This is a genomic window from Tessaracoccus lacteus (assembly GCF_029917005.1).
Lineage (GTDB): Bacteria > Actinomycetota > Actinomycetes > Propionibacteriales > Propionibacteriaceae > Arachnia > Arachnia lactea.
Window position 1 is genome coordinate 174,301 of record NZ_CP123967.1, and the last position, 26,523, is coordinate 200,823.

The following is a 26,523-nucleotide window of genomic DNA, read 5'->3' on the forward strand; positions in this document are numbered from 1 at the left end:
GATCCGGTAGCGTTCTCGACGCCCGACCGCGCGAAAGGGAAGCACCGTGAACGGTGACATGTGGATCAACGTCGTCTGGACCGCCACGCTGCTCATCGACCTGGTGATCCGCATCGTGCTCCTGATGGTGGTGCCGCGCAACCGCAAGCCGACGTCCGCGATGGCCTGGCTGCTGGCGATCATGCTGATCCCGTACCTGGGGACCATCCTGTTCCTCCTTATCGGCTTCTACCATCTGCCGAAGCGTCGTCGCGACGAGCAGAAGCTCGTCGACCGACTGCTCGCGGAGCACGCGGCCGACGTGCCCATCGCCGACCCGGGGTGGCCGCGCTGGTTCCAGCGCGTCGTCGAGCAGAACCGTGCCCTCACGCACCTGCCGGCGGTCGCCGGCAACTCCGCCGTGCTTATCACGGACTACCGGGAGCAGCTCGACGCGATGACGCGCGAGATCGAGAAGGCCACCAGGTTCGTGCACGTCGAGTTCTACATCGCCTCCCTCGACGACACCACGCGCGGTTTCTTCGAGGCCATGGAGAACGCGGTCAAGCGTGGCGTCACAGTGCGCCTGCTGACCGACCACATCGCGTCGCGCAAGCTTCCCGGCGCCAAGCACATGCTGGCCGAGCTCGACCGGATGGGCGTGCAGTGGGCCTGGATGCTGCCCGTGCAGCCGCTGAAGGGCAAGTACCAGCGCCCCGACCTGCGCAATCACCGCAAGCTGTTGGTCGTCGACGGCACCGTCGCTTTCATCGGGTCGCAGAATCTCATCGACCGCACCTACAACTCGAAGAAGAACCACCGTCGCGGCCTCAAATGGGTCGAGCTCGTGGCGCGCGTCGAGGGCCCGACCGTCGCGGCCATCGACGCGGTCTTCTTCACCGACTGGCTCGCCGAGACCGGCGAGGAGCTCATCAGCGAGCACATCGACGCGCCCGAGGTGCCCGCCCAGCCGCAGGACCTGCTCTGCCAGATCGTGCCCAGCGGGCCCGGCTACGAGACCGAGAACAACCTACGGCTGTTCCTCTCGCTGATCCACGGCGCCACCGAGCGGGTCATCATCACCAGCCCGTACTTCGTTCCCGACGAGGCCATGCTCTACGCCATGACCATCGCCAAGCAGCGCGGGCTGGACGTGCAGCTGTTCGTCTCCGAGATCGGCGACCAGGCCATGGTGTTCCACGCGCAGCGCTCCTACTACGAGGAACTGCTCGTCGCCGGCGTGCGGATCTTCCTCTACCCGGGCCCGTACATCCTCCACTCGAAGTTCTTCTCGGTCGACGATGACATTGCCGTCATCGGGTCATCGAACATGGACATCCGCTCGTTCACGCTCAACTGCGAGGTGTCGATGATGGTCCGCGGCGAGTCGTTCGTCGCCGACATGCGCGCGGTCGAGGCCCGGTACCGCGAGATCAGCCGCGAGCTGACGCTGGAGGACTGGCGCAAGGAGCCGCTCCGTCGGACGTTCTGGGACGGCATCGCGCGCCTCGCGTCGGCGCTCAACTGACGTTCACCGGGTTTGTCCTCTCGCTTCGCTCGAGGCACCTCGACAAGCTCGGCGACCCGGGTCCTTGAGCACTTCGACAGGCTCAGCACAGGCCCTGTCGAAAGGCCCTGAGCACTTCGACAGGCTCAGCACAGGCCTTGTCGAAGGGGTTCACCCTGGCCCGATCGTGGTCGGGTTTGTCCTCTCGCTTCGCTCGAGGCACCTCGACAAGCTCGGCGACCCGGGTCCTTGAGCACTTCGACAGGCTCAGCACAGGCCCTGTCGAAAGGCCCTGAGCACTTCGACAGGCTCAGCACAGGCCTTGTCGAAGGGGTTCACCCTGGCCCGATCGTGGCCGGGTCTGACCCCTCGCTTCCCTCGGGGCACCTCGACAAGCTCGGCGACCCGGTTGAGGCTCGGCGACCCGGTTGAGGCTCGGCGACCCGGTTGAGGCTCGGCGACCCGGTTGAGGCTCGGCGACCCGGTTGAGGCTCGGCGGCGCGGTTGAGGGCGCGCAGGGGGGAGCCCCGGCCTTGCTACGGTGACCCGCATGAGAAGTGCGAAGCGGCTAACCGTCGCCTGCCTTGTCAGCGTCGCGCTGGCCGCCTCGACGCTCACCGCGGTCGCGGAGGATGTGCCGAGCCCGGCACCCGACGCCCAGGCGAGCTCGTCCCCGGGCCCCAGCGCAGAGCTCAGCGCCGCACCGTCGGAGTCCGCAGCTCCGCCGGCCCCGCCGTCGGCGAGCGCCTCCCCGAGTGAGGCCCCCGAGCCGGTCGAACCGACGCAGGTTCCGACCGCGGCGACTCCGTCCGAGCAGGCCTCTACCCCGGCGAGCTCGCGGGTGGAGGGGGTCGCGGTCGAGCCGACGCTGACCGTCAAGGCCGACACCACCAAGCCGGTCGGCACCTACGGCTACGCGAGCGGAACGATCTCCCCGGCGGCCCCCGCCGACGTCGTCGTGCAGGCGTACTACTCGGGCGCGTGGCGTGACGTGAACAGCGTCACCGCCGACACGGACGGCACGTTCCGGCTCCGGCTGTTGTACGGGCTCAACACCGTCGGCACGCAGGAGTTCCGCGTCCGCGCGACCTACGACGGCTTCGCCATGACGTCCGATGTCATCGTCTTCACCCGCACCGCGAAGATCACGGTCACGAGCTACGCGAAGACGAAGGTCATCCACTTCGCCAGCTACGTGAAGGGCACCATCAAGGGCGCCTCGAGCAGCACGGTGAAGCTGCAGTACAACAACGGGAAGAAGTGGGTAAACGTCGACTCGGGCAAGGCCGACTCGTCGGGGAAGTTCACCATCGAGCTGTACAAGAAGGTCACGAAGGGGACGCACACGTACCGGCTGCGAATCGACTCGAAGCTCGGCTGGGTCTACTCCGACACCTTCACGCAGAAGCGCATCGCCGGGTGGAAGTCGTCGATCACGAACACCAGGGCCTCCGAGGTGAAGTACACCTACCAGACCGGCTGCCCCGTCGGCACCAGCCAGCTGTCGACCATCTCGATGACGTACTGGAACTACGACGGGAAGATCGCGACCGGCAAGCTGATCGTCCGTCGCGACGTCGCCACGAAGGTCCGGGCGGCGTTCAAGGCCGCCTTCTTCAAGGGCTTCAACATCAACCGGATGAGCAACCCCGACGTGTGGAAGGCCGACGACGTCACGATGATGGCCGCGAACAACACGTCCGCGTTCAACTGCCGCAAGGTCACCGGTAACCCGTACCGCGTCTCGCCGCACTCCTACGGTCGCTCGGTCGACGTCAACACCTATGAGAACCCGTACCGCGTCAACGGCAAGTGGTACCCGTCGTCGAAGTACGGCACGTACCGGCCGAAGGTCCAGGGGCTGCTCCACTCCAACTCCACGCTGGTCAAGGAGCTGAAGCAGCGTGGCTTCGACTGGTACTCCGGCTGGGACTGGCAGCACTTCCAGGGGTGACGATGAGGCGTCTGGTCATGGCCGCAGTGGCGGCGAGCATCGCCCTGGTCGGCTGCCAGGGCGGCGGGGACGTGATGCCCTCGCCGTCGGAGCCTTCCGTCTCGCCGTCGTCCGTCGCTCCCAGCGTTGTGATGACCTCGCCGGCCGCGCCCGAACCGGGCCCGACGCCCACCGTCGACACGTCGTCGCTGCCCAGCGTCAGCGGCTGGAGCCAGCGGCCCCAGTCGGTCGACGAGGAGGCCGCCAGCCCCGACGTCGCGTGGGCGTCGGAGCGCGACGTCGAGGAGATCATGCAGATCTGGGCGTCCTACGCGTGCACGGACCGGTCGCAGCTGCCGACCCCTGGCAGGGTCGTCGAGGGGGCCTTCACCACCCCTGACGGCGCCCCGGCAGTGGTGGAGGTCGTCTCCTTCGACGACGAGTCCGACGCCTCGTCGTTCGTGTCGAGCTACCTGGCCGGTTCCGTCGACTGCGGCGCGACGGCCGTGTCCGACGACGCCGTCGCACGTCCGATCGACGGCGACGTGTGGACGGAGATCGTCACCGCGGCCGGGCCAACGGCGCACGTCACCGTCGTGCAACAGGAGCTGGACGCCGACGAGGTGGCGGCGATCGTCGCCGAGTTCGCCTGAGGCCCTGCGGACACCGTCGGCCCTCGTCGGGGGTGGACCTACGATGAGGCCATGCCAGTCCTCGTCCGACCAGCGGTGCCGCGCGACCTGCCCTCCGTGCAGGCCGTCGAGGAGGCGGCCGACCGGCTGTTGACCGAACTGCTGCACCCCGACCGCTGGGAGCCGGCGCCGACGGGGGCCGAGCGGGCCGCCCAGCCGGGCTTCCTGCTCGTGGCGGAGGAGGTGCTGTCGGCTGGCGTGGTGGGTTTCGTGCACGTGCTCGAGGTCGAGGACGTGGCGCATCTGGAGCAGGTCTCCGTGATGCCGGAGCACGGCAGGCAGCGCATCGGGCACCGGCTGGTCGAGGCGGTCGCCGAGGAGGCGCGACATCGAGGGCACACCCGGCTGACGCTGCGGACCTTCGCCGACGTCCCGTTCAACGCGCCGTTCTACGCGTCGCTGGGGTTCGTGGAGACGGAGCCGGAGACCGACTTCCACCGGGCGCTGGTGGGGGCGGAGCACCTGGTGGGGCTCGACCGGTACGGGCGCCGGATCCAGATGACGCTGGCGCTCTGATCAGGCCTCGGCCTGCAGGCGGGCGCGGGCTCGGCGGCGGTGGCTGAGCCCGTCGATGAGTTCGGCTGTGCCGAGCGCGGCGACCACGCAGACGGTCACGGGGACCAGCAGCGTGAAGCCGGTGCCCGTGAACTCCAGGACGAGGGCCAGCGCTGTCAGTGGAGCGCGCATGGTCGTGGCCAGGAAGCCGGCCGCACCCACGATGGCCAGCGCCGTGACCTGGGGCTGGTCCCAGCCGAGCAGTAAACCGGTGGCAGCCCCGAGTGCGGCGCCGATCGCGATGGAGGGCTGAAGGGTGCCGCCGATGGCGCCCGCGCCGAGCGTCGCCGAGGTGACGAGGTACTTGAGGACGGCCAGCGCGAGGAGCAGCGCGATGGGGCCCGACCCGTCGAACGCGACCTGCGCGATCGCCCGGCCGTTGCCGAGCAGCAGCGGGAACCAGACGGCCAGCAGCCCGACGGCGGCCAGCGTCAGCGGCAGCCAGAGCAGGAGTCGCCACCCCGTCGGCCGGTCTTTCGTGAGGCGTCGCATCAGGAGCGCGAAGCTCGCGCCGATCCAGCCGAGGATCGGGCCGATGGCCAGCGCGACGGCGATCACCCACCACGTCGACGTCGCCTCCGGCACGGTATAGAGGGAGGTGTCGGGAACGAGGGGGCGGGCGACGAGGGTCGCGATGACGTTGACTGTCAGCGCGACGCCCGCCAGGCGCAGGTTGACCCTGGCCAGCAGGATCTCGAGCGCGAAGAGCGTGCCGGCCAGCGGCACGTTGTAGACGGCGGCGAGGCCGGCGCCCGCGGCGGAGGCGATGAGTGGCGCGACCCACCGTCGGTCGACGCCGAGCAGCGCGGCCACGCGGTCGCCCAGCATCGCCGCCAGCTGGCGGGGCGCCACCTCCTTGCCGATCGGGGAGCCGAGCGCGACCCCGATGACCTGGATCAGGGCGTCGAGCGCCGTCCCGAGTACCGGCATGCGGGTGCCTCGCATGGAGTCCCTGATGGACACGAGTGGGGGGCCCCAGCGGCGCAGCGCGTACCAGGCCACGGAGAGGACGACGCCCGCGGAGCTGAGCACGACGAGCGGCAGCCACCGGTTCGACGGGTAGGCGCGGTTGTCGAGGAACGGGCCCGACGCGTGCCCCCACACCAGATCCTCGACGGAGTGGACCACCAAGACCAGCGCGAGGGCACCGAGCCCGGCCGCGACGCCGACGGCGATGGTGGCCAGCGCGAGCCGCGCCCAGGGCTCGTCGCGCAATCGGGTCACCACGTCGTTCACCCTAGAGGGTGGGCGCGCCGCAGAGGCGCCCGGGATAGACCGAGGCGCGGTGGTCTCCGAAGAGACCACCGCGCCTCGGCGGTGTTGGGATCCGTCAGAGGGGACGGATGTTGGTCGCCTGGGGGCCCTTCTTACCGGGACCCACCTCGAACTCAACGCGCTGGTTCTCGAACAGGTCACGACGACCCGACGTAGCGATCTCGCTGTAGTGCGCGAACAGATCGGCGGTGCCGTCATCGGGGGCGATGAAGCCGTATCCCTTATCGCTGTTGAACCACTTGACAGTGCCTTCGGCCACGATGTCATTCCTTGCTTTTGTAACTCTCCGGCGCTCCCATACGTTCAGGAGGTAATGCGTGCCGGCCGCACGCCCGCCGCTCATGGTGGCGCCGGGTCGAAGCTAGTGGGTCTGACGTTGCGGGGCCGCCCATGACGCCCTCGCACAGTCGCGAGCTGGTTGCCCGCGCGGAGCCAGCTTACGCTACCTGCGGGCACGAGCGGGCTTCCGCCCTCGGCGGATCCGATCGATCTGTCCCGACGGTGGACCCACGGTCGGCCTAGCGTGGTCGGATGAGCACACAGACACTGAGGGTCGGGGACGTCGACCTGGCCGACTGGCGGTGGATGCTGGAGGCCCTGTATGCCCGCTTCGAGACGGGTGACTTCTCGGCGGGGGCGGCCTTCGTTGCCGAGGTCGCGAGGATCGCGGACGAGCTGAACCACCATCCGGACGTCGACCTGCGCTACGGACACGTGCAGATCACGTCGACGAGTCACGACGTCGGGGGCGTCACGGATCGCGACATCGAGCTGTGCCGGCGCATCTCCGTCGTGGCGGAGGAGTCGGGGTTCGCGCCGCGTCCGGACAAGCTGCAGGCCCTGGAGGTCGGCCTCGACACGCTGGACCCCGATGCGATCCGGCCGTTCTGGGCGGCGGTGCTGGCCCTCGGCGACGCGGACTCCGACGCGCTCGTGGACCCGGCCGGCGAGCTGCCGGGCCTGTGGTTCCAGGACACCACCTCGACCGACCCGGCGCGGATGCGCTTCCACTTCGACATCACCGTGCCCCCGGATGAGGCACAGAAGCGGGTGGCGGCGGCGCTGAAGGCCGGCGGCCGCCTCGTCGACACCAGCCATGAGCCGTCCTGGACCATCCTCGAGGATGCGGAGGGGAACAAGGTGTGCGTCTGCTCGGCGCTTGGCCGCGACGACTGACGAGCCTCGCTGGAGCCGCCGCCTGGTAGACGCCAACGAAAACACCGCGACGCCAACGATATGCACGGACGCCAACGATTTTCGCGCGGATATCGTTGGCGTCGGTGAATATCGTTGGCGTCTGCAGGTCACCCAAGGCGTCCTGCATAAGGAACGTTCGTGTGATATACCGAACGCATGGATGATGGCTCTGACTACCGCGACGGTGGATCGCACGACGCAAGGCATGGCAGGACGGGCCGTGTCGACGACCCGGTGACGCTGATCGCGGCGAACCTGCGCGCGGAGAGGGTCCGGGCCGAGCTGTCGCTCAGCGCCGTCGCGCGGCGCGCCGGGGTGTCGAAGTCGACGTTGTCGCAGCTGGAGACCGGGTCGGGCAATCCCTCGGTGGAGACTCTCTGGGCCATCGCGACGGCGCTCGGGATCCCGTTGTCCAGGCTGCTGGCCGCGCCACAGGCGACGACACGTGTCGTGCGCGCCGACGAGCGCAGCCCGCTCGCGTCGGACCAGGCCAACTATCTCGCCTCCCTGCTCGCGCCCGGAAACGGCCACGAACGCCGCGACCTGTACGTCATCGAGGTCGAGCCCGGGGCGCCGCGGGAATCCAGGCCGCATCCGCGCGGCTCGGTCGAGCATGCGATCGTCGCCGCGGGTCGCGTGGTCATCGGCGCCGAGGGCGACACCGTCGAGCTCGGGGTCGGGGACTACGTCACCTACCCCGGCGATGTGCCGCACTACTGCGAGGCGCTGGAGCCGGGCAGCTGGCTGGTCCTGATGATGGAGCACCCGGGCGCATGAGCGACACGACGAGGCACAGCTCCACGCGGGAGGCGGTCCGGCAGGGGGTCTGGGTGGGCCTGGCGACGGGCGCGTACGGCATCTCCTTCGGCGCGCTGTCCGTCGCGGCCGGCCTGAGCGTCTGGCAGACGTGCGCGCTCAGCCTTCTGATGTTCACAGGGGGCAGCCAGTTCGCGTTCATCGGCGTCATCGGCGCCGCCGGGGGAGGCCTCGCCGCGACCGCGACCGCGTTCCTGCTGGGCGTCCGCAACTCCCTCTACAGCCTCCAGATGTCGCCGATGCTCCGCCTGAGGGGATGGCGCCGCCTCGCCGGCGCACAGGTCACGATCGACGAGTCCGTCGCCGTCTCCATGGCCCAGCACGACCCCGCCGCGCGGCGCGCAGGCTTCTGGGGCGCGGGCGTCGGCGTGTACGCGTTCTGGAACCTGGCCACGCTCGGCGGGGCGCTGCTGGGCAACGTGCTGGGCGACCCGAAGCAGTGGGGGCTCGACGGTGCCGCCGCCGCGGCGTTCATCGCGCTGTTGTGGCCGCGGCTGAGGGAGCGTCAGGCCCGCGCGATCGGCGTCGTCGCGGCGGTCGTGGCCGCCTTCGCGGTGCCGCTCGCGCCCGCCGGCATCCCGATCCTGGCAGCCGGGGCAGCAGCCGCCGCCGTCGCCTGGTGGGGGTACCGGCCCGCGAGCGCCGACGCGACGGTGAAGGGGATGGTGTGAGCATGTGGTTCTGGGTGATCGCCGCGAGCGTCGCGTGCCTGGCGCAGAAGCTGCTGGGCTACCTCGTGCCGTCGAAGGCGCTGGAGAATGCGCGAGTCGCCTACGCGGCCGGCGGCGTCACCGTCGGCCTGCTGGCTGCGCTGTCCGTCACGCAGACCTTCGCCGACGGCTCGACCCTCGTGCTCGACGCCCGGCTCGCGGCGGTCGTCGTTGCCGCCGTCGCGCTGTGGCTCAGGGCGCCGTTCATCGTCGTCGTTGTGCTCGGGGCACTGACGGCCGCGCTGCTGCGGCTCGCCGGCTGGGGGTGAGTGGCCCGACGGCGCTCGCACGGCCGACCTGCGGGGGCAGGATAGGGACATGAGCACCATGCAGGCACTGCTTCTCTCCAGCCCGTCCGGCCCGTCGGCTCTCGCGTTGGGGAAGGCGACCATCCCCGATCCCATCCCGGGCTTCGTCCGCCTGCGCGTCGAGGCCGTCGGGCTCAACCCCGTCGACGCCGGCCTGACCGGCGGTGGGCATCCCGACTGGTCCTGGCCGCACATCGGCGGGCTGGATGCGGCGGGTGTCGTCGACGAGGTGGGCGAGGGTGTCGACGGCTCCCTCGTCGGTCGGCGGGTGGCCGTGCACAGCGACCTGCGTCGCGACGGGGCGTTCGCGCAGTTCATGCTGGCCGATGCCCGCGCGCTCGCCCGGATCCCTGACGACCTCACCGCCGTGACCGCGGCGGCCCTGCCCTGCGCCGGCATGACCGCCTACCAGTGCGTCGTGCGGCGGCTGCACGTCGCACCCGGGCAGACGGTGCTGGTCACGGGTGGCAACGGTGGGGTCGGCGGGTTTGCGATCCAGCTGGCCAAGGCGGCCGGGGCCCGCGTGATCGCCACCGCGTCGTCGCGCTTCGACCGGCTGGGGGAGCTCGGCGCCGACGCGACGGTCGACTACCGCGCCGACAACGCCTTCGACGAGATCCGCGGGCTGGCGGGCGACGCCGGCATCGACGCGATCATCGACACGGTGAGCCCGGAGAACGCCTCTCGCGAGGTCGCGCTGCTGAACCACACCGGGGGCATCGCGTGCGTCGCGGGGCGCGCCACCTTCGACGCGGTCCCGCCGTTCGGCATCTCGCCGTCGATCCACGAGATCTCGCTGGGCGCGGCCTATGCCGCGGGCAGGCCGGCCCACGTTGCCGACCTCTCGACGATGCTCACCGACCTCCTGGCCCGCGTCGACGCGGGCGCGCTGAACCCGCAGCTGAGCCGCGTCATCGAGCTCGCGCACGTGCCCGACGCGCTCGCGGAGATCGAGCGTCGCCACGTCGCGGGCAAGATCGTCGCGGTCGTGGACCAGGTCTAGGCCCGCCGCGCCGGCTCAGGCCTCCTTCAACCGGCTGGCCTCGCCGGGCGACCCGTGCAAAAAAGTGGCCAGAGCCCCGGCACTCGGAAATAACCGACGTGCTTCGGCCCTGGCCACAGTTATGCGCGGAAGACCCCCGGCGAGGGGCGACGGGTCAGGCCGCGCGCTGCACGTCGCGGGTCGGGGTGAGGCTGTCCACCTCCGACGGGGTCGCCGACTCCCGGATAAGCCGTCGTCGCTGCACGGCCCAGGCGATCGCCACGGGGATCAGCGCGCCCACCCAGGCCAGCGGCGCCGCGATCACCGCGCCGGTCCAGCCGAGCTGCTCGATCAGCACCAGGCCGACCAGGGCTCGGGCGGCGAGCTCCATGAATCCGGCCAGGGTAGGGGTGAGGGTGTCGCCCAGGCCCTGAACCGACTGCCGTAGCAGGAACAGCAGCGACAGGATCACGTACAGCGTGCCGTTGACGACCAGGTACTGGTGCGCCATCGACACGACCTGCTCCTGCGCGTCGCCGACGAACAGGCGGACGAGATTGGTGCCGAAGATCGAGATGGTCGCGCCGAGCACGACGGCCAGCCCCATCGTCAGCCAGGCGGTGCGGAACACGCCGACGCGGATGCGCCACCACTGGCGGGCGCCGCGGTTCTGTGCGACGTAGGTGCTCATCGCGACGCCCACGGAGGCCAGCGGGGTCACGGCGACCTGGTCGACGCGCATCGCCGCGGTGAAGGCGGCCACCGCGTCGGTGCCGAGCTGGTTGATGCCGAACTGCAGGATGGCCGCGCCGATGGCGATGACGGACATCTGGAAGCCCATCGTGAGGCCGAACCGGGCGGCCTCGCCGAGCTCGCGGGACGAGAAGCGCCAGTCCTCACGATGCAGTCGCAGCTCGGGCATCCGCCGCTGGATGAGGATCAGACAGAGGATCACGGAAATGGCCTGAGCGACGATCGTCGCGAGAGCCGCGCCGCCGACGCCCATGTGGAACCAGCCGATGAACGCGACGACCAGCAGGCCGTTGAGGATGCAGGCGACGACCAGGAATGTCAGGGGTGTCCGCGAGTCGCCCAGCGCTCGGATGACTGCGCTCAGGAAGTTGAAGGCGACGGTGGCCACGGCGCCGCTGAAGAGCACGGTGAGGAAGGTCCTCGCGTCGTCCATCAGCGCGGCGGGGGTGCCCATCCACGTGAGCAGCGTGCCGGAGCCGAGCGTGCCGATCAGGAAGATGGCGATCGCGATGCCCACGCTGATGGTCGCGCCGGCGGCGACGGCTCGCCGCATGCGCGGCAGGTTGTGGGCGCCGAACGCCCGGGCGACGGGGATGGCGACGCCCGCCGACGCGCCCATGGCGAAGCCGACGAGCAGGAACTGCAGGCTGCCGGAGGCCCCCACGGCGGCCAAGGCCTCTACGCCGATCATCCGGCCGACGACGATCGAGTCGGTGACGGCGTACAGCTGCTGGAACACGTTGCCCAACAGAAGTGGCAACGTAAACATCACGATCAGGCGGACGGGGGGACCAACCGTCAGGTTGTGGGACATGCAGCACTCTCGCGTGTGGTGGTGAGCGGATGACCTGGTCGGTGGCTCCATCGGCTGGCCAGGCAGGGGAGGTTCCCGGACACTTCGGGCAACCCGAAGGGCGGAACCCTCAAAGCCTACAACACGTGCGCCGACCGGGGCGCCCCCGGGGATCGGACGAGGATGCGGCCGGCCGGGCGGCCGGGCGGCCAGGCGCCGCGGCGGTCCGGGGGGTCGGCGGGTGAGCCGGGGTGGCGGCCCGCGGAACAGGTCAGACCGTCACCGTCGGTCAGGGGAGGAGGTGGCCTGCCGCGCGGAACAGCTCGTACCACTCGACGCGGGTGAGAAGGACGTCGGCGCCCTTGGCCGCCGCGGTCACCCGGTCGGCGCTGGTCGTGCCGAGGACAACCTGCATGTTGGCCGGATGGCGGATGATCCAGGAAGTGGCGATGGCCTCGGCCGGCACGTCGTACTTGGCGGCGAGGCGGTCAATCACGGCGTTCAGCTCCGCGTACTCAGGATTGCCGAGGAAGACACCGGTGAAGAATCCCGCCTGGAACGGAGACCACGCCTGGATCGTGATGTCATGCAGGCGGCAGTAGTCGAGAATGCCGTTGTCACGGTCGATCGCCTGGTCCTCCTTGACCATGTTCATCGCGATCGGCTGGGCGATCATCGGCGCGTGCGTGATGGACAGCTGCAGCTGGTTCGCGACGATGGGCTGCTTCACGTAGCGCTTCAGCAGCTCGATCTGGGCCGGGGTGTGGTTCGAGACGCCGAAGTGGACGACCTTTCCGGCGGCATGCAGGTCGTCGAACGCCCGCGCGACCTCCTCCGGCTCGACGAGGGCGTCAGGGCGGTGGAGGAGGAGCACATCGAGGCGGTCGGTGCGCAGGGCCCTCAGTGAGCCTTCGACCTGGCCGACGATGTGGTCGTAGGAGAAGTCGAAGTGGGAGCCCTTGTTGATGCCGGCCTTGGACTGCAGCGTGATTTGGTCGCGCTCGGCGCTGGTCAGCTGCAGCGCCTCGGCGAAGCGGGACTCGCAGCCGTGGAAGGGCGCCTCGCCGTAGATGTCGGCGTGGTCGAAGAAGTCGATGCCCGCGGCGAGCGAGGCGTCGTAGAGTTCGCGGATCTTCGCGTCCGTCAGGGCCTCGATGCGCATCATTCCGGCGACGACGGCGGGCACCTGCAGATCAGTGGTGCCGAGGGGGAACGTCTTCATTCCTGCTCCTTGAAGTTGTGGCGTAAAACGAACTCTAGCGCCATTGTCTGGCCGAGCCGCGGGTGGGCGTCGGCGTAGGTTTCGCGCCGGTCTCCTGGAGCGAGAGGCCCGCTGGCGCGGTCCCGGGGGCGCCGTTGTATGCGGACCGACGGTGGACGGTCCCCCTGCCGACGACCCGGGATGAGCACGACACACTTGTCGTCGGCGAAATCGCCGTGAATCAGGGCCTTTTGGTTCATGACAAGTGTGTCGTGCTCATCGGTGCACTGGCGGGCTGGGGCGGCCTCGGCTTGGCGAGCCCACTCGACGCCGGGAGCCGGCCACGTAGACGGGGGCAGTCAGGCCCCGTAGACGAGGGGTTCGTAGTCGGGATGCTTCTGGATCCAGGCCTTGATGAACGGGCACAGTGCCATGACCTTGTTGACGCCGTTGTCGCGGACGTCGTCGAGGCCGAACCGCGCGATCGCTCCGCCGACGCCCCGGCCCTCGAAGGCCGGGTTGACCTCGACGTCCGGGCGCGACCACAGGAACTACATGCCTGTGATTTACCCCCAGGTTTGTGCACAACTGTGGATAACTATGTCCGCAGGTGTCCACCGCTGTGGACGAAAGTTCCCCTGCTGGCGAGCGGGCCTTGTGTGATGCCGACGGCGCTGTCAGACTGGCGTCACCTACGGATCCGGCTTGGGGGAGGCGGCGACGTGATGAATCGGCTTGCGGCAATGGTGCCGTTGAGCCTTGTCCTGGTAGTGGCGGGACAGGGCCTGGCCGCCGCGCTCCCGGACCCCGATCCCGCCGACGTGAACACGACCGCGAGCCTCGCCGTCGTGGCCTCAACGCAGACCGTTTCCGCCGGGGAGACGCTCACCTACACCCTCACCGTCGGGTGTGGAGACGCGGCAGGATGCCGCGACGCCGTCCTGACCGACGTGCTCAGTTCCCCGTTGCGGGTCAGCGCCGCTGTGGTGACGGCCGGGCCTGCCGCCGACGTCGTCGTGCAGGGCAACGATGTGGCGGTCTACTGGAAGGTCGATCTGGGTGACGGGACCGTCGGTCTTCCGGCCGGAGAGGGCGCGGAGGTGTCCGTGACGGCGGTCGTCCCGTCCGAGCTATCCACCGATCAGGCCGGTCAGCCTGTGGACAACACCGCCGTGCTGGAGGGGGCGAACTTCCTGGACGCCGGGGCATCAGTGCCGGTCACGCCGGCGGCCCCGCCAGCGGCCCCGCCCACGAGCGAGGAGCCGCAGCCAACAGTCGAACCCACGACCCTCGAGCCGACTCCCGCGCCGGAGCCGGAGACCGAGGTGTCGGCGAGCGCGGACAAGTCCATCGACCCCGACGTGGTGCCCGCCGGGAACTCCACGACGGTGACCATCACGGCGGCCAATACCTCGGTGGCGCCCATCGACCGGCTGTGGATCAGGGAGCCCGCCACCGGCAGCTTCCCCGACGTCTTCACGTTCGACGGCTTCAGCAGGGGCATCGAGTTCCCGGAGGGGGCGACGTCCGGCACGGTCGCCTACACGCTGGCCAACGGCGGAACGGAGTCCGTTCCATTCGACGACGGCGTCATCCCCGCCGATCCTTCCAGAGAGGTCGCGAGCTTCGAGGTGATCTTCCAGGGGCCCATCGCCACGAGCGCCACCGCGACTCTCGCCTACGAGATCACGACCGACGCCGACCTGCCCGTCTCCGCGCTGCCGGTCAGGCACAACAACCGCGTCGCCGTCCACGTCGAAAACCGCGACGCCCAGAGCGAGGCGACAGCGGAGGCCGTCGCGAGCGTGATCCCACGCGCCGAGCCCGTCGAGCGGCCGACCCCGCCGCCGCCGTCGACGACGACGGCGCCGGCCGCGCCGCGCGACCCGGCCGGCGTGCCGCAGGAGGGGCCGGGGATCGGGTCGTCGGGCCAGGTCGTCGCCGAGGTTGGCCCGACGACCAGCCCCCGCGCCGCCGTCGGATGGATCGGGATGGGGGTGTTCCTGACCCTGGCGACGGTCGTCGGAGCGCTGGGGATCGGGGCGCGCAAGCAAGGGCGGCGCCGCTACCGATGATTGCGTGATTGCGAAAGTGTGCAAGAATGCCGCATGCTCCGCGTCCTGCGCTTCCGCACCTTCCGCCATCTGTACGGTGCCCAGATCGTCGCGCTGCTCGGCACCGGGCTGGCGACCGTCGCCCTGGGGCTCCTGGCCTACGACCTGGCCGGCGACCACGCGGGCCAGATCCTCGGCACGGCCCTCGCGATCAAGATGGTCGCCTACGTGTTCGTCGCCCCGGTCGCGACGGCGCTGGTCGCCGCCCTGCCGCGCCGCGCAGTGCTCGTCGGGTCCGACGTGCTCCGCCTCGCGGTGGCGCTGTGCCTGCCCGCCGTGACCGAGGTCTGGCAGGTCTTCGTGCTCGTCTTCGTGCTGCAGGCCGCGTCCGCGACGTTCACCCCCACCTTCCAGTCCGTCATCCCCGACGTGCTGCCCGACGAGGACGACTACACCGAGGCGCTGTCCCTGTCCCGGCTGGCCGGGGACCTGGAGCAGGTCGTCTCTCCAACCCTCGCCGCCGCGATGCTGGTGTTCGTCAGCTCGTCGACCCTCTTCTACGGGACCGCGGTCGGCTTCGCAGGCTCCGCCGCACTGGTCCTCTCGGTGGTCATCCCGCGGGTCGCCGCGCCCGAGGCTGGGCCGACCGTGGCCGGCGGGGCCCCGGCCACGTTCTGGCGCCGGGTCATCCGTGGCGCGGCCCTGTTCGTCGCGACCCCCGCGCTGCGCCCCGTGCTCGCCCTCAACCTCGTCGTCGCGACGGGTGGCGCGTTCGTCATTGTCCAGACGGTCGTCGTCGTGAGGTCCGTCTTCGGGCTGCCGGAGTCTGCGGTGGCCTGGGTGCTCGGCGCGAACGGACTGGGCTCCATGGCCGCCGCGCTCCTGCTGCCGCGGGTGCTGCGGGTCGTGGCCGAGCGGCGCGTGATGCTCGCGGGGGCCGCGGGCATCACGGTCGCAACGGCGCTCATCCCGGCCGCCCTCTCCATCGCGGACCCCGCCTGGGGCGTGGCCGGGGTCTGCATCCTGTGGGTCGTGATCGGACTGGCGTGGGCATCGGCCGAGACGCCGGTCGCCCGCATCATCCGCCGCTCCGTGGGAAGGCCGGATCTGCCGGCCGTCTTCGCGGCGCAGTTCTCCCTGTCCCATGCCTGCTGGCTCGTGACCTACCCCCTCGTCGGCTGGCTCGGATCGGCCAGTCTGACGCTGACGGCCGCCGTGCTGACCGTGATCGCCGGGGCGGCGACCGTCATGGCCGCCGTCGCGTGGCCGAGGGGAGCGACCAGCGTCGCCGCGCTGAGCGCCACAGCGGAGTGAGAACATGGGGACCATGACTCTGCCGCCGGACGCCGACCTCGACAACGCCGCCTCCGTCGCGCGCCTCCTGGCCGACCGCACCAGGCTGGCGATCCTCGCAATGCTCGACGGCGTCGAGATGCCCGTGACGGCGATCGCGGAGGCGCTCGGTCGTCCGGTCCCGGCCGTGTCGCAGCATCTGGCGAAGCTCCGCGGTGGAGCACTGGTAACGTCGCGCCGCGACGGGGTGACCGTGTACTACGGCCAGCCCGACGAGCACATCGCCGCGCTCGTCAGCAACCTCCTGCAGCACAGCGAGCACGTCCTCTACCCGAGCCCGCCCCACCACAGAGAGAACCGATGAAGCTCCTCGCCTAACCGCCAGCCCACCACCGTCGCCGAGGCCAACGACGACGACATCGCGCTGAGCCTCCACCTCGCGCTCGAGACGGCGGACGGGTGGGAGCCGCTGAACGGCAACTACGGCATCTTCTTCGCGCGCGTCTCCGCGACCCCCGGCCCGTTCGGTACCCGCGACGACGTCATCCGCAGCCTGCGCGACCCGCGGGTGTTCGCGCTTGTGGACGGCCGTTTCGGGATCGTCGCGACGCGCACCGCCCGCGGCGGCGGGCCGGACCGTACCGAGCGTTCCGGCGTCCTGTTCGCCCGCACCGTCGACTTCCTGACCTTCGAGGAGGTCGGCCTGGCCCGCCTCACCTCCGATCCCGTCCGCATCATCGCGCCGGAGTACTCGTGTCGAGCATCTTCAATGGTGAGTGGCAGCTGGGACCGGGCACGGGATGTGGTCGCTCGACGAGGAGGGCAACCGCATCTGCGTCTTCCACGCCCGCACGCACCACAAGGGGCTGACCGGCCGCGACACCTTCGTCCGCCGGGTCCACTGGGCCTCCGACGGCCTGCCGGTGCTGGACATGACCGCCGACGAGGAGGTCGCGCCCGGCAACCGCGAGGTGTACGTCAACGTCGTCGTGCGGTGAGAGGCCTCTGAGTGCGCGGGAAGGGGACTGACCCTTCGCTGCGCTCAGGGCGCTTCGACAGGCTCAGCGATCCGGGGTCGCTTCCCTTCGCTGTGGTCAGGGCACCTCGACAGGCTCAGCGATCCGGTGGTGCCCTCGGCGGTTCCGGGGCAGGGGCCCGGGCACAAGAATGCGTGGAGCGGGGGCGCTTGCGCCATATGTGCGCGCACTGGGGCCCTGGGCATTGTTGTGCACGATCTGGTAGGCCCGCGCGGTTATGGTGAGCCATGCCCGACGACCAGCTGTTCCTCCACCGGTTCGCGATCAAGCCCCACCGGCACCTGGATGAGTGGCTGGAGCTGTGGCCGCGCGAGATCGCGCTGCTGCGGCGGCACGGCTACACCGTGCACCAGGCGTATCTGGAGACCGACGCGGAGCCGAAGCTCAGCTGGCTCTACTCGCATCCCGACCCAGCAGCCGGCGCGGCCGCCGTCGCAGCCGATCCGGAGCGTGCGGAACTGGATGCCCTCACCGCGCCGCATGTCTTCCGCAACGTCGTCGTCCGTGAGGTCCGCGCCGAGGTCCTGCGCGACGACCTCGCCTGGCCCGGAACGGTCGTCATGCGGCGCTACTGGATCACCGGCGGCTGGCCGAGCTTTCTGGATGTCTGGCGCGACATCGTCCCCGTGCGTGAGAAGTACGGCTTCGAGTGCCTGTTCGCCGTCGCCGACGAGCCGCACGACACGTTCACCTGGGCCTTCACGTTCGACGGTGAGTGGCCCGACTTCCCAGCGGCCCAGCGGGGCTACTACAGCGACGAGGCACGCGTGCGGCTGCGCGGCGTGTTCGACCACATGGCCGACTACGCGCTCCACCCCGCCCGCCAGCTCCCCGTGGACTGAGGTCGGGCGGCGCCGTCCGCGTCCCCGTCTCGCTCCGCTCGACGCCCTTCGACGAGCTCAGGGAACCGATGTTCCGCCGCGCCCCTCGGTAGACGCCAACGAAATACCCGGACGCCAACGATATTCACGCGAATATCGTTGGCGTCCGTGCATACCGTTGGCGCCTGGGATTTTTCGTTGGCGTCTGCAGAGAGGGGCGGCGGGGAACGGGCCGGTGGGGCGGCAGGGGAACGGGCCGGCGGGGAGGGGCGGAAGCAGGGTGGAGGCAGGGGAGGGTGGCAGGGGCGGGCGGTTACGCGCTCCGGTGAGCTTCACCGCCGGCAGGGCGCCCAGCGGCGAAGCCGCATAGAGTTAGGCCGTTGATAGGAGCATCGCCATGGAATCCCGGCCCCGACTTCCCCGTCGCCTGAGCCTCGCTGGCCTGCTCGCCGTCGTGGTGGCCTTCGCCCTGCCCGTCGCGTTTGTGCTTGCCGCCGGCGCCGCGCCCTACGAGGCCATCGTTCGAGTATTCCCCGGGAACGCGGTCGCGGTGACGACGACGATCCTGCAGGTGATCGCGGAGCTCGCCGGGGTCATCACTGTCGGCGCGCTGGTGCTCGTGCTGTTCCTGCGCGACGCAACCTCCAAGGAGGCGTTCCAGCTGAAGCCGGGCCTCGACCTGGCGATCGCGCGGGTCGCAGCCCCGATCTGGTCGCTGGCCGCCGGCCTGCTGATCATCTTCAACGCGCTCGACACCACCGGCGTGCCGCTCTCGGCCCTCGGCCAGGCCGGCGCCCTCGGCTACGTCTTCGGTGCGGCAAGCAACTCCGGCATGACCATCCTCCGGTTCGGGGCGGCGGCGCTGGTTGCCGTCGCGCTGACGCTCGCCCGCCGCTGGCCGACGCTGCTCATCTCGCTGTGGGCCTCGGCCATCGCGATCCTCGCTCCGCTCGTCACCGGCCAGGTGCTGGTCGGGCCGTCGCACGACCTCGGCGGTGACGCCGCGGTCATCCAGGCCGTCGCGGTGTACCCGCTGCTCGGCGTGCTGGCCGTGTTGGCCATCATGGCCGCCTGTGGTGAACTCCCCGGGCCCGCGACGTGGCGCCGGTTCGTCGGTTGCGCGGCCGTCGCGATCCCCGTCGTCGTGATCGCCGACGGCGTCGTCACCTGGTTCAAACTGGCCGGCACCGGGCTCCTAGCCTCCGCCACCGGCCAGCTGATCGTCACCCGCTGGGTCGCGCTGGCGGTGCTGATCGCCGCCGTCGCATGGCTCTCGGTCGCCCGGCGCCGCGACACCCTGCAGACCGCTGCGCCGTCCGCGCTGGCGCTCGCACTGCTCGCCGTCGGGTCCTGGATCGCGCTCAGCGTCGCCATGACCCGCGAACCCCCGCCGCAGTACTTCGTCCCGACCTCGGTGCAGGAGGTCTTCCTCGGCTTCGACGTCACCGCGGCCCCGACCTGGGCCGTGGTCGCCACCCACTGGCGGCTGAACCTGCTGTTCTTCGCCATCGCCGCGGTGGGCGTCACGCTCTATCTCGTCGGGGTGCGCAGCGCCAACCAACGGGGCGTCAAGTGGCCCGTCGGCCGCACCGTCGCGTGGGTGCTCGGCTGGGTCGTCGTGGTCGTCGCCACCAGCTCCGGGATCGGCAAGTACTCCGGCCCGCACTTCGGCATCCACATGGTCATGCACATGACGCTGTCGATGCTGGTGCCCGTGCTGCTGTCGATGGGCGGTGTAGTGACGCTGACGCTGCGCGCGTCGCGCTCCGACGCGCCCGTTCACTCGCTGCACCACTGGGTCAGCTGGCTGATGCGCTGGGGACTGACCAAGTTCCTGTACAACCCGATCGTCGCGTTCACGCTGTTCATCTCGTCCTACTACGGCCTGTACTTCACCGGGCTGTTCGACTTCCTGATGCGCTTCCACTGGGGCCACCAGCTGATGAACCTGCACTTCCTCGTCGTGGGTTACCTCTACTACTCGCTCATCATCGGCGTCGACCGCGGCCCCAAGCCGCTGCCGCACATCGGCAAGCTCGGCCTCGCCATGGCTGCCATGCCGTTCCACGCATTCTTCGGCGTCATCCTGATGAACACCGGATCGATCATCGCCAAGAGCTACTACGAGTGGCTCACCCTGCCGTGGGCCGACCTCGCCGCGGCCCAGGAACTGGGCGGCGGAGTGGCATGGGTCGGCGGCGAGCTGCCGTCGCTCATCGTCGTGATCGCGCTCGGCTTCCAGTGGGCCAAACAGGACCGACGCGAGGCCGCCCGCAAGGACCGCCACTACGACTCGGGCCTCGACACCGAGTACGAGGACTACAACCGGATGCTCGAGAGGCTCGCCGCCCGCGATCAGGAGGCCAAGCAGTGACCGCGACGCACGAGGATTCGCTCATCGAGCTCGAGATCTCCGGCATGACGTGCGCGGCGTGCGCGAACCGGATCGAGAAGAAGCTCCGCAAGATCGACGGCGTCACCGCCACGGTCAACTACGCCACCAACCGCGCGACCGTCGTCGGGATCGATGACGCCGCCACCGCGATCGCAGCGGTCGAGAAGGCCGGCTACGGGGCGCACGAGCGGGTCGCCGACGACGACATGTGGTCCCGGCGGGCCACCGAGGCGCACATCTCGTCGCTGCGCCGCCGCCTGATCGTCGCCGCCGCGCTCGCCGTGCCGCTCATGGACATCACCATCGTGCTGGCGCTGGCCCCGCACCTGAGGTTCCCCGGGTGGGAGCTCGTCTGCCTCGTGCTGGCGCTGCCGATCGTCACCTGGTGCGCCTGGCCGTTCCACAAGGCAACGTTCCGCAACCTGCGGCACGGCGCAGTCAGCATGGACACGCTGGTCAGCCTGGGCATCATCGCGTCCTTCGGCTGGGCTGTCGCGACGCTGCTGTTCGGCCTCGGGGAGGCCTCCGACAAGGGCTTCTGGCTAGGCTTCGGCGCCACTCCGGAGGGGGCGAACTCCGTCTACCTCGACGTCGCGGCCGGCATGACGACGTTCCAGCTGGCCGGCCGCTACTTCGAAACCCGTTCCCGGCGGAAGGCCGGCGACGTGCTCGGCGCGCTGCACGCCCTTGCCGCGACGTCGGTGCGGCTCCTGCGCGACGGCGTCGAGACCGTCGTGCCCGTCGCCCAGCTCCAGCAGGGTGACACCTTCGTGGTGCTGCCCGGCGAGACCATCGCCACCGACGGCGTCGTCACGGCCGGCGCGGCGGCGGTCGACCAGTCGATGCTCACCGGCGAGCCGGTCCCTGCCTCCGTGCGCGTCGGCGATCAGGTCACGGGCGGCACCGTCTCCACCGATGCACGCCTCGAGGTCCGCGCCACCGCCGTCGGCGCCCACACGCAGCTCGCGCAGATGGCGGCCCTGACCGAGGACGCACAGGCGCGCAAGTCCCAGGTGCAGCGCCTCGTCGACCGCATCATCACCTGGTTCGTCCCGACCATCATCGGTATCGCGGTCCTCACCACCGTCGGCTGGGCGCTCGCCGGCGCGCCGCTGCAGCAGGCCTACGGCATCGGCATCGCCGTGCTGATCATCGCCTGCCCCTGCTCGCTCGGCCTCGCGACCCCCACCGCGCTGATGGTCGGCATCGGCCGCGGCGCCACCCTCGGGGTGCTCATCAAGGGCCACGACGCGCTGGAGGCATCCGGCGCCATCACCACCGTCGTCCTCGACAAGACCGGCACTCTGACGACGGGAAGGATGACCGTCGCGGAGGTGGCCGGCTCCGACTCGTCGCTCGCCCTCGCGGCCGCCGTCGAGAAGGGCTCGGAGCACTCGATCGCCCGCGCGATCGACGCCGAGGCCGAAGCCCGTGGGGTCGACGTCCGCGACGCCACCGACTACCGGGCGCTGCCCGGGCTCGGCGCCAGCGCCGTCGTCGACGGTCGCGACGTCGTGATCGCCAACCGCGCCTACTTTGCCGCGGAGGGGGTCGACCTCCCGGCCGACCTGCAGCAGGCCGTCGACCGCGCCGCCGACCGGGGCGACTCGGTGTCGATCGTCTCCGTCGACGGGGCCCCCGTGGGCGTGGTCGCGCTGGCTGACACCCTCAAGCCCGACGCCAGGCAGGCCATCGCCGCGCTCAAGGCCCAGGGGCTCCGCACCGTCGTGCTCACCGGCGACTCGCAGGCCGCCGGACGTCGGATCGCCGCCGAGCTCGGGGTCGACGACGTCATGGCGGAGGTGCTCCCCGCGCAGAAGGCCGAGGAGATCCGGAGGTTGCAGGAATGCGGCGAGTGCGTCGCGATGGTGGGCGACGGCATCAACGACGCCATCGCGCTCGCCACCGCCGACCTGGGGCTGGGCGTCGTCAACGGCACCGACATCGCTCTGAAGGCCGCCGACATCATCCTCGTCCGCGACGACCTGTCCGTCATCGCCGACGCCGTCGGGCTGTCGCGCCGCACGCTGAAGACCATCAAGGTCAACCTGGTGTGGGCCTTCGCCTACAACATGGCCGCGGTGCCGATCGCGGCCGCCGGCCTGCTCAACCCGCTGATTGCCGCGGGCGCCATGGCGCTGTCCAGCGTCCTGGTCGTGCAGAACTCGCTGCGCCTGCAGAACTACGGCACCAGGCGCACCAGCCCCGACGAGGACTTCGAGCTGATCGGCTGATTCCGCCGGTTGTCAGGTGACAATTGGTCCGGCCAGAGTGAGTTGCGCCGGGTCCGTTGCCCTGGGTTAGCATGGGCCCAACTCGCCGGGGGGGCGTGAGACGGCCATCCGAGCGGGCAAAGGAAGATTACATGGGGCGCACACCGCGTCGGCAGTGGGGAGCTGAGCGCTTCACCGCGCCGATGGCGATCATGCACGACCGCCCGTCGAGCCGGGAGATCCTGCTGAACCGCATCGCGATCATCGTCACGATCTTCGCGTGGCTCATGTACTCCGTCACCACGGTGGTGCGCGAGTTCGTCGAGGGCAGGGCCAACACGCTGAGGTTCATCCTCGAGTCAGCCTCCTACCTCGTCGTCGTCACGGCGCTGACCTTCTCGGCCCTCATGTACCTCCTCGCGCGCCAGGGCGCCCTCTACCGCTTCCGCGACCACGTCCGCGTCCCCCGCGGAGCGCTCGACCGCCACTTTGAGGACTACGACAAGGGCATCACCGTCCTCATCCCGTCGTACCGTGAGGAGCCGGACGTCGTCGCCAAGACCGTCTGGTCGGCGGCGCTGCAGGAGTTCCCCACCAAGCGCGTGGTGCTGCTGATCGACGATCCACCGACCCCCGACAATGACGAGAACGCCGAGTTGCTGCGCCGCGCCCGCGAACTGCCCGCCGTCGTGATGGAGGCGCTGGAGGAGCCGCGCCGTCGCGTCGCCGAGACCCTCGACCGGCTCCGCGACGACCTCGCCAACGCCGGGGGCGCCACCCCCACGCATGCGGCCACCGTCTCCGAGGCCTACCACTTCGCCGCGGACTGGCTGGAAGCCCGCGCGGCCGCCCACCCGCTGGTCGACCACACCGATGCCTTCTATGCGGACCGTGTCCTGATCGGGCTGGCCGGCGACCTGCGGCTGACGACCATTGCGCTCGACGGCGCAGTCGAGGCCGGCGAGTCCCCGGACGCCGACCGCCTGCTCCAGCTCCAGAACCGGCTCGTGTGGATCTTCACCGCGGAGATCGCGTCGTTCGAGCGCAAGCAGTACGTGTCGCTGTCGCACGAGGCCAACAAGGCCATGAACCTCAACTCGTACATCGCGCTGATGGGCCACGACTGGTTGTACCAGCCCACCGGCGACGGTGTCGCCCTCATCCCGTGCGAGCACGGCGAGGAGCCCGACCTCCGGGTCCCCGACACCGAGTACCTGCTGACCCTCGACGCCGACTCGATGCTCCTGCGCGACTACTGCGTGCGGCTCGTGGCGCTGCTGGAGGAGCCGGGCAACGAGCGCGTCGCCGTCACGCAGACGCCCTACTCGTCGTACCGCGGCGCGCCGAGCCGCATCGAGCGGATCGCGGGCGCCACCACCGACATCCAGCACATCCTGCACCAGGGCATGACGTACTACGGGGCGACTTTCTGGGTCGGCGCCAACGCCGTGATCCGCAAGCAGGCGCTGCTCGACATCGCCGAGTACCAGAGCGTCGGCGGCTACGACATCGCCACCTACATCCAGGACCGCACGGTCATTGAGGACACCGAGTCCAGCATCGACCTCGGCACCAAGGGCTGGACGCTCGTGAACTACCCGGAGCGGCTCAGCTACTCGGCGACGCCGCCCGACTTCGGCTCGCTGATCGTCCAGCGCCGCCGCTGGGCCAACGGTGGCCTGCTGATCCTCCCGAAGCTGGCCCGCCAGCTGCGGGAGCGACGCTTCCGCCGGGACCGCATCCTGCACCGCGAGGTGATGCTCCGCGTCAACTACATGGCCTCGATCGCCTGGGCCAGCTTCGGCCTAGTGTTCCTGCTCGGCTACCCCTACGACTCCCGGCTGCTCAGCCCCTGGGTGATCCTCGCCGCCGCGCCCTACTTCATCTGCCAGGCCAGCGACCTGCGCTACTCCGGGCACCGCGCGAGCGACATCTTCCGGATCTACGGCTTCAACCTCGTGCTGCTGGCCGTGAACCTCGCAGGCGTGGTGAAATCCGTGCAGCAGGCGCTGACGAACGAGAAGATCCCCTTCGCCCGCACGCCGAAGGTCCGCAACCGGACGGCCTCGCCCGGCCTGTACATCCTGGTGCCGTACCTGATCGTCGGCTTCTCGGTGTTCACCCTGGTGCGGGACATCTTCGCGCAGAACTGGGGCAACGCGATCTTCGCCGGGTTCAACGGCGCCCTGTGCCTGTGGGCGATCATCGCCTACATCGGCGTCAGGAACTCCGTCGTCGACGTGGTCGTGGGAGCCGTCGACTGGCTGTTCGTCCCTAAGAGGAGGAAGAAGCTGGCCCCTGTGCCGGTCGGCCCGCGCGAGGGGGCCGCCGTCGACTGGCGGGGCATTCTCTACCACGGCGACCGCAGGCTCGGTCGCGACGTGGCGCGCAAGAACGACATCCGCCGTCGAGTGAGCCCCCGCTAGGGCCCGAGAGGAATCCATGTCCACGAGATACTCCGGCCGTCGCCTCTCCCCGGTGCGGCTCGTCGTGCTGCTGGCCGTCGTCGCGGCGCTGATATCCGGTCTCGTCTACGCCTACTCCTGGACCCGCGACGCCCTGGGCTCCCGGGGGGACGCGCACTGGTTCTCGGCCTACGTGGACGTCACCGCGACCCCCACCTACACCTTCGAGGCTGCCACAGAACCGCATCAGAAGATCGCGACGCTCGGCTTCGTCGTCGCCAGCTCCCCGACGACGTGCGAGGCGAGCTGGGGGACGTACTACTCGCTCGACGGGGCCGACGGCGACCTCGACCTGACGCGTCGCATCGCGCGGCTCACCCGTGCCGGCGGGGACGTCATCGTCTCCCTCGGCGGGGCCGCGAACAGCGAGCTCGCGCTCGTCTGCGACTCGGTGGCGGACCTGCAGGCGCAGTACCGGTCGGTCGTCGACACCTACTCGCTGGAGACCCTCGACTTCGACATCGAGGGCACGGCCCTGGATGACACCGCGGCCAACCAGCGGCGCGCGGAGGCCGTCGCGGCCCTCCAGCAGGAGCGCGCAGCCGCCGGCGACGACCCGCTGAAGGTCTGGGTCACGCTCCCGGTCTCGGCCGACGGGCTACCCGCCTCCGCGGTCGCCGTCGTCACGGCCTTCCTCGACGCCGGGGTCGACCTGGCGGGCGTCAACGCGATGACGATGGACTTCGGCGGCGGCGACGCGGCGAAGAACCAGGCCGACGTGGCCATCGCCGCGCTGCGGCGCACGCATGACCAGCTGGTCGCCATCTACGCCGACCGCGGCGAGTCACTGGGCGACAGGGAGGCGTGGGCCCGGATCGGGGCGACGCCGATGATCGGCCAGAACGACGTGGTCAGCGAGGTCTTCAGCCTGGACAACGCCCGCGCGCTGAACGAGTTCGCCACGGAGGTGGGGCTCGGCCGGATGTCGATGTGGTCCGCCAACCGTGACCGCACCTGCTCCGACGCCTACGCCGACGTCTCTGTCGTATCCGACTCGTGCAGCGGCGTTGAGCAGGACGGCGAGTCGTTCGGCGCCATCCTGGCGAAGGGGTTCACCAGCAGTGGGGATGCGCCGTCGCCGACCCCGAGCGCATCCGCATCCGCGACGGCCCGCGCCGACCAGGTGGTCGACGACCCGAGTACCAGCCCGTACCCGGTGTGGGCCGAGGAGTCGTCCTACCCGCAGGGCACCCGGATCGTCTGGCGGCGCAACGTCTACGAGGCGAAGTGGTGGACCCAGGGGGACCAGCCCGACGACCCGACGGTTGCCGCCAGCGACACCCCGTGGCGGCTGATCGGGCCGGTGCTGGAGGGCGAGTCCCCGTCCCCCGAGGCGACGCTGCCCGCCGACTTCTTCCCGACGTGGGACGCCGCCACGGTCTACGAGGAGGGCGACGAGGTGATGCTTGACGGCGGCGCCTACCGGGCCAGGTGGTGGACGCAGGGGGACAATCCCGTTTCGGGGCAGGTCAACCCCGGCACCTCTCCATGGGAGAAGCTGACGAGCGCGGAGATCACCAAGCTCCTCAAGACTGAGGGCTAAG

At 70.2% G+C, this 26,523-nt stretch carries 23 protein-coding genes; 18 read left to right on the plus strand and 5 right to left on the minus strand.

What is annotated here, in order from left to right; translation table 11 throughout:
* The first annotated feature begins 46 nt into the window (after positions 1 to 46).
* From cls to QH948_RS00825, 4 genes are all read left to right on the plus strand, one after another.
* Positions 47 to 1,507: a cardiolipin synthase gene (cls, locus tag QH948_RS00810; RefSeq protein ID WP_281145094.1), complete on the plus strand. Its 1,461-nt coding sequence runs from the start codon at positions 47 to 49 to the stop codon at positions 1,505 to 1,507.
* A 529-nt stretch (positions 1,508 to 2,036) separates the two neighbouring features.
* On the plus strand, positions 2,037 to 3,440 hold the full coding sequence (locus QH948_RS00815) for a M15 family metallopeptidase (RefSeq protein WP_281145095.1): 1,404 nt from the start codon (positions 2,037 to 2,039) through the stop codon (positions 3,438 to 3,440).
* Between the two features lie 2 nt (positions 3,441 to 3,442).
* Complete coding sequence (locus QH948_RS00820; RefSeq protein ID WP_281145096.1) at positions 3,443 to 4,072, plus strand: hypothetical protein; 630 nt, start codon at positions 3,443 to 3,445, stop codon at positions 4,070 to 4,072.
* Between the two features lie 51 nt (positions 4,073 to 4,123).
* Complete coding sequence (locus QH948_RS00825) at positions 4,124 to 4,627, plus strand: GNAT family N-acetyltransferase (protein WP_281145097.1); 504 nt, start codon at positions 4,124 to 4,126, stop codon at positions 4,625 to 4,627.
* On the opposite strand, the gene QH948_RS00830 is transcribed toward QH948_RS00825, so the two are convergent.
* Entirely contained in the window at positions 4,628 to 5,893 is a 1,266-nt protein-coding gene (locus tag QH948_RS00830; RefSeq protein ID WP_281145098.1) for a chloride channel protein, read from the minus strand.
* A 103-nt stretch (positions 5,894 to 5,996) separates the two neighbouring features.
* Positions 5,997 to 6,200: a cold-shock protein gene (locus tag QH948_RS00835; protein WP_219082018.1), complete on the minus strand. Its 204-nt coding sequence runs from the start codon at positions 6,198 to 6,200 to the stop codon at positions 5,997 to 5,999.
* 272 nt (positions 6,201 to 6,472) lie between these two features.
* Between QH948_RS00835 and QH948_RS00840 the strand changes: the two genes are divergently transcribed.
* The 5 genes from QH948_RS00840 (at position 6,473) to QH948_RS00860 (ending at position 9,975) form a co-directional block, all read left to right on the plus strand.
* Positions 6,473 to 7,117: a 4a-hydroxytetrahydrobiopterin dehydratase gene (locus QH948_RS00840; RefSeq protein WP_281145099.1), complete on the plus strand. Its 645-nt coding sequence runs from the start codon at positions 6,473 to 6,475 to the stop codon at positions 7,115 to 7,117.
* Positions 7,118 to 7,294: 177 nt separating this feature from the next.
* The gene (locus QH948_RS00845) at positions 7,295 to 7,915 is read left to right on the plus strand and encodes a helix-turn-helix domain-containing protein (RefSeq protein ID WP_281145100.1); all 621 of its coding nucleotides are present in this window, start codon (positions 7,295 to 7,297) and stop codon (positions 7,913 to 7,915) included.
* Positions 7,912 to 8,625, plus strand: a complete 714-nt coding sequence (locus QH948_RS00850) for an AzlC family ABC transporter permease (protein WP_281145101.1) — start codon at positions 7,912 to 7,914, stop codon at positions 8,623 to 8,625. Before QH948_RS00845 ends, QH948_RS00850 begins: the two co-directional genes overlap by 4 nt.
* Before the next feature lie 2 nt (positions 8,626 to 8,627).
* Positions 8,628 to 8,933 (plus strand): AzlD domain-containing protein, encoded by a 306-nt coding sequence (locus QH948_RS00855; protein ID WP_281146221.1) that lies wholly within the window; start codon positions 8,628 to 8,630, stop codon positions 8,931 to 8,933.
* Positions 8,934 to 8,982: 49 nt separating this feature from the next.
* The gene (locus QH948_RS00860; RefSeq protein WP_281145102.1) at positions 8,983 to 9,975 is read left to right on the plus strand and encodes a zinc-binding dehydrogenase; all 993 of its coding nucleotides are present in this window, start codon (positions 8,983 to 8,985) and stop codon (positions 9,973 to 9,975) included.
* Between the two features lie 154 nt (positions 9,976 to 10,129).
* Here the strand turns inward: QH948_RS00860 and QH948_RS00865 are convergent, their stop codons facing one another.
* The 3 genes from QH948_RS00865 to QH948_RS00875 form a co-directional block, all read right to left on the minus strand.
* On the minus strand, positions 10,130 to 11,521 hold the full coding sequence (locus QH948_RS00865) for an MATE family efflux transporter (RefSeq protein ID WP_281145103.1): 1,392 nt from the start codon (positions 11,519 to 11,521) through the stop codon (positions 10,130 to 10,132).
* 268 nt (positions 11,522 to 11,789) lie between these two features.
* Positions 11,790 to 12,722 carry an aldo/keto reductase gene (locus QH948_RS00870; protein WP_281145104.1) on the minus strand — a complete coding sequence of 311 codons (933 nt, stop codon included), beginning with the start codon at positions 12,720 to 12,722 and terminating at the stop codon, positions 11,790 to 11,792.
* 338 nt (positions 12,723 to 13,060) lie between these two features.
* Positions 13,061 to 13,249: a GNAT family N-acetyltransferase gene (locus QH948_RS00875; RefSeq protein WP_348634961.1), complete on the minus strand. Its 189-nt coding sequence runs from the start codon at positions 13,247 to 13,249 to the stop codon at positions 13,061 to 13,063.
* 174 nt (positions 13,250 to 13,423) lie between these two features.
* Between QH948_RS00875 and QH948_RS00880 the strand changes: the two genes are divergently transcribed.
* The 9 genes from QH948_RS00880 to QH948_RS00920 all read left to right on the plus strand — a co-directional run bounded on the left by QH948_RS00880 (position 13,424) and on the right by QH948_RS00920 (position 26,522).
* A complete protein-coding gene (locus tag QH948_RS00880) occupies positions 13,424 to 14,776 on the plus strand; it encodes a hypothetical protein (RefSeq protein ID WP_281145105.1) in 1,353 nt (450 codons plus the stop codon).
* A 33-nt stretch (positions 14,777 to 14,809) separates the two neighbouring features.
* Positions 14,810 to 16,069: an MFS transporter gene (locus tag QH948_RS00885; protein WP_281145106.1), complete on the plus strand. Its 1,260-nt coding sequence runs from the start codon at positions 14,810 to 14,812 to the stop codon at positions 16,067 to 16,069.
* 13 nt (positions 16,070 to 16,082) lie between these two features.
* Positions 16,083 to 16,412: an ArsR/SmtB family transcription factor gene (locus QH948_RS00890; RefSeq protein ID WP_281145107.1), complete on the plus strand. Its 330-nt coding sequence runs from the start codon at positions 16,083 to 16,085 to the stop codon at positions 16,410 to 16,412.
* A gap of 412 nt (positions 16,413 to 16,824) precedes the next feature.
* Positions 16,825 to 17,046 (plus strand): hypothetical protein, encoded by a 222-nt coding sequence (locus QH948_RS00895; RefSeq protein WP_281145108.1) that lies wholly within the window; start codon positions 16,825 to 16,827, stop codon positions 17,044 to 17,046.
* A gap of 266 nt (positions 17,047 to 17,312) precedes the next feature.
* The gene (locus QH948_RS00900; RefSeq protein ID WP_281145109.1) at positions 17,313 to 17,927 is read left to right on the plus strand and encodes a hypothetical protein; all 615 of its coding nucleotides are present in this window, start codon (positions 17,313 to 17,315) and stop codon (positions 17,925 to 17,927) included.
* Between the two features lie 376 nt (positions 17,928 to 18,303).
* A complete protein-coding gene (locus tag QH948_RS00905) occupies positions 18,304 to 20,280 on the plus strand; it encodes a cytochrome c oxidase assembly protein (RefSeq protein WP_281145110.1) in 1,977 nt (658 codons plus the stop codon).
* Positions 20,281 to 20,324: 44 nt separating this feature from the next.
* Positions 20,325 to 22,535: a heavy metal translocating P-type ATPase gene (locus tag QH948_RS00910; protein WP_281146223.1), complete on the plus strand. Its 2,211-nt coding sequence runs from the start codon at positions 20,325 to 20,327 to the stop codon at positions 22,533 to 22,535.
* 131 nt (positions 22,536 to 22,666) lie between these two features.
* Entirely contained in the window at positions 22,667 to 24,940 is a 2,274-nt protein-coding gene (locus QH948_RS00915) for a glycosyltransferase family 2 protein (protein ID WP_281145111.1), read from the plus strand.
* Between the two features lie 16 nt (positions 24,941 to 24,956).
* Positions 24,957 to 26,522: a chitinase gene (locus QH948_RS00920; RefSeq protein WP_281145112.1), complete on the plus strand. Its 1,566-nt coding sequence runs from the start codon at positions 24,957 to 24,959 to the stop codon at positions 26,520 to 26,522.
* Position 26,523: the final 1 nt, after the last annotated feature.

Bases quoted from the DNA above. Each gene is read 5' to 3' on its own strand.
- QH948_RS00900 (WP_281145109.1), top strand. From the start codon at position 17,313: ATGCCCGACGACCAGCTGTTCCTCCACCGGTTCGCGATCAAGCCCCAC.
- QH948_RS00890 (WP_281145107.1), top strand. From the start codon at position 16,083: ATGACTCTGCCGCCGGACGCCGACCTCGACAACGCCGCCTCCGTCGCG.
- QH948_RS00825 (WP_281145097.1), top strand. From the start codon at position 4,124: ATGCCAGTCCTCGTCCGACCAGCGGTGCCGCGCGACCTGCCCTCCGTG.
- QH948_RS00885 (WP_281145106.1), top strand. From the start codon at position 14,810: ATGCTCCGCGTCCTGCGCTTCCGCACCTTCCGCCATCTGTACGGTGCC.
- QH948_RS00855 (WP_281146221.1), top strand. From the start codon at position 8,628: ATGTGGTTCTGGGTGATCGCCGCGAGCGTCGCGTGCCTGGCGCAGAAG.
- QH948_RS00840 (WP_281145099.1), top strand. From the start codon at position 6,473: ATGAGCACACAGACACTGAGGGTCGGGGACGTCGACCTGGCCGACTGG.
- QH948_RS00850 (WP_281145101.1), top strand. From the start codon at position 7,912: ATGAGCGACACGACGAGGCACAGCTCCACGCGGGAGGCGGTCCGGCAG.
- QH948_RS00845 (WP_281145100.1), top strand. From the start codon at position 7,295: ATGGATGATGGCTCTGACTACCGCGACGGTGGATCGCACGACGCAAGG.
- QH948_RS00910 (WP_281146223.1), top strand. From the start codon at position 20,325: ATGACGTGCGCGGCGTGCGCGAACCGGATCGAGAAGAAGCTCCGCAAG.
- QH948_RS00870 (WP_281145104.1), bottom strand. From the start codon at position 12,722: ATGAAGACGTTCCCCCTCGGCACCACTGATCTGCAGGTGCCCGCCGTC.
- QH948_RS00815 (WP_281145095.1), top strand. From the start codon at position 2,037: ATGAGAAGTGCGAAGCGGCTAACCGTCGCCTGCCTTGTCAGCGTCGCG.
- QH948_RS00920 (WP_281145112.1), top strand. From the start codon at position 24,957: ATGTCCACGAGATACTCCGGCCGTCGCCTCTCCCCGGTGCGGCTCGTC.
- QH948_RS00915 (WP_281145111.1), top strand. From the start codon at position 22,667: ATGGGGCGCACACCGCGTCGGCAGTGGGGAGCTGAGCGCTTCACCGCG.
- QH948_RS00820 (WP_281145096.1), top strand. From the start codon at position 3,443: ATGAGGCGTCTGGTCATGGCCGCAGTGGCGGCGAGCATCGCCCTGGTC.
- QH948_RS00860 (WP_281145102.1), top strand. From the start codon at position 8,983: ATGAGCACCATGCAGGCACTGCTTCTCTCCAGCCCGTCCGGCCCGTCG.
- QH948_RS00865 (WP_281145103.1), bottom strand. From the start codon at position 11,521: ATGTCCCACAACCTGACGGTTGGTCCCCCCGTCCGCCTGATCGTGATG.
- QH948_RS00905 (WP_281145110.1), top strand. From the start codon at position 18,304: ATGGAATCCCGGCCCCGACTTCCCCGTCGCCTGAGCCTCGCTGGCCTG.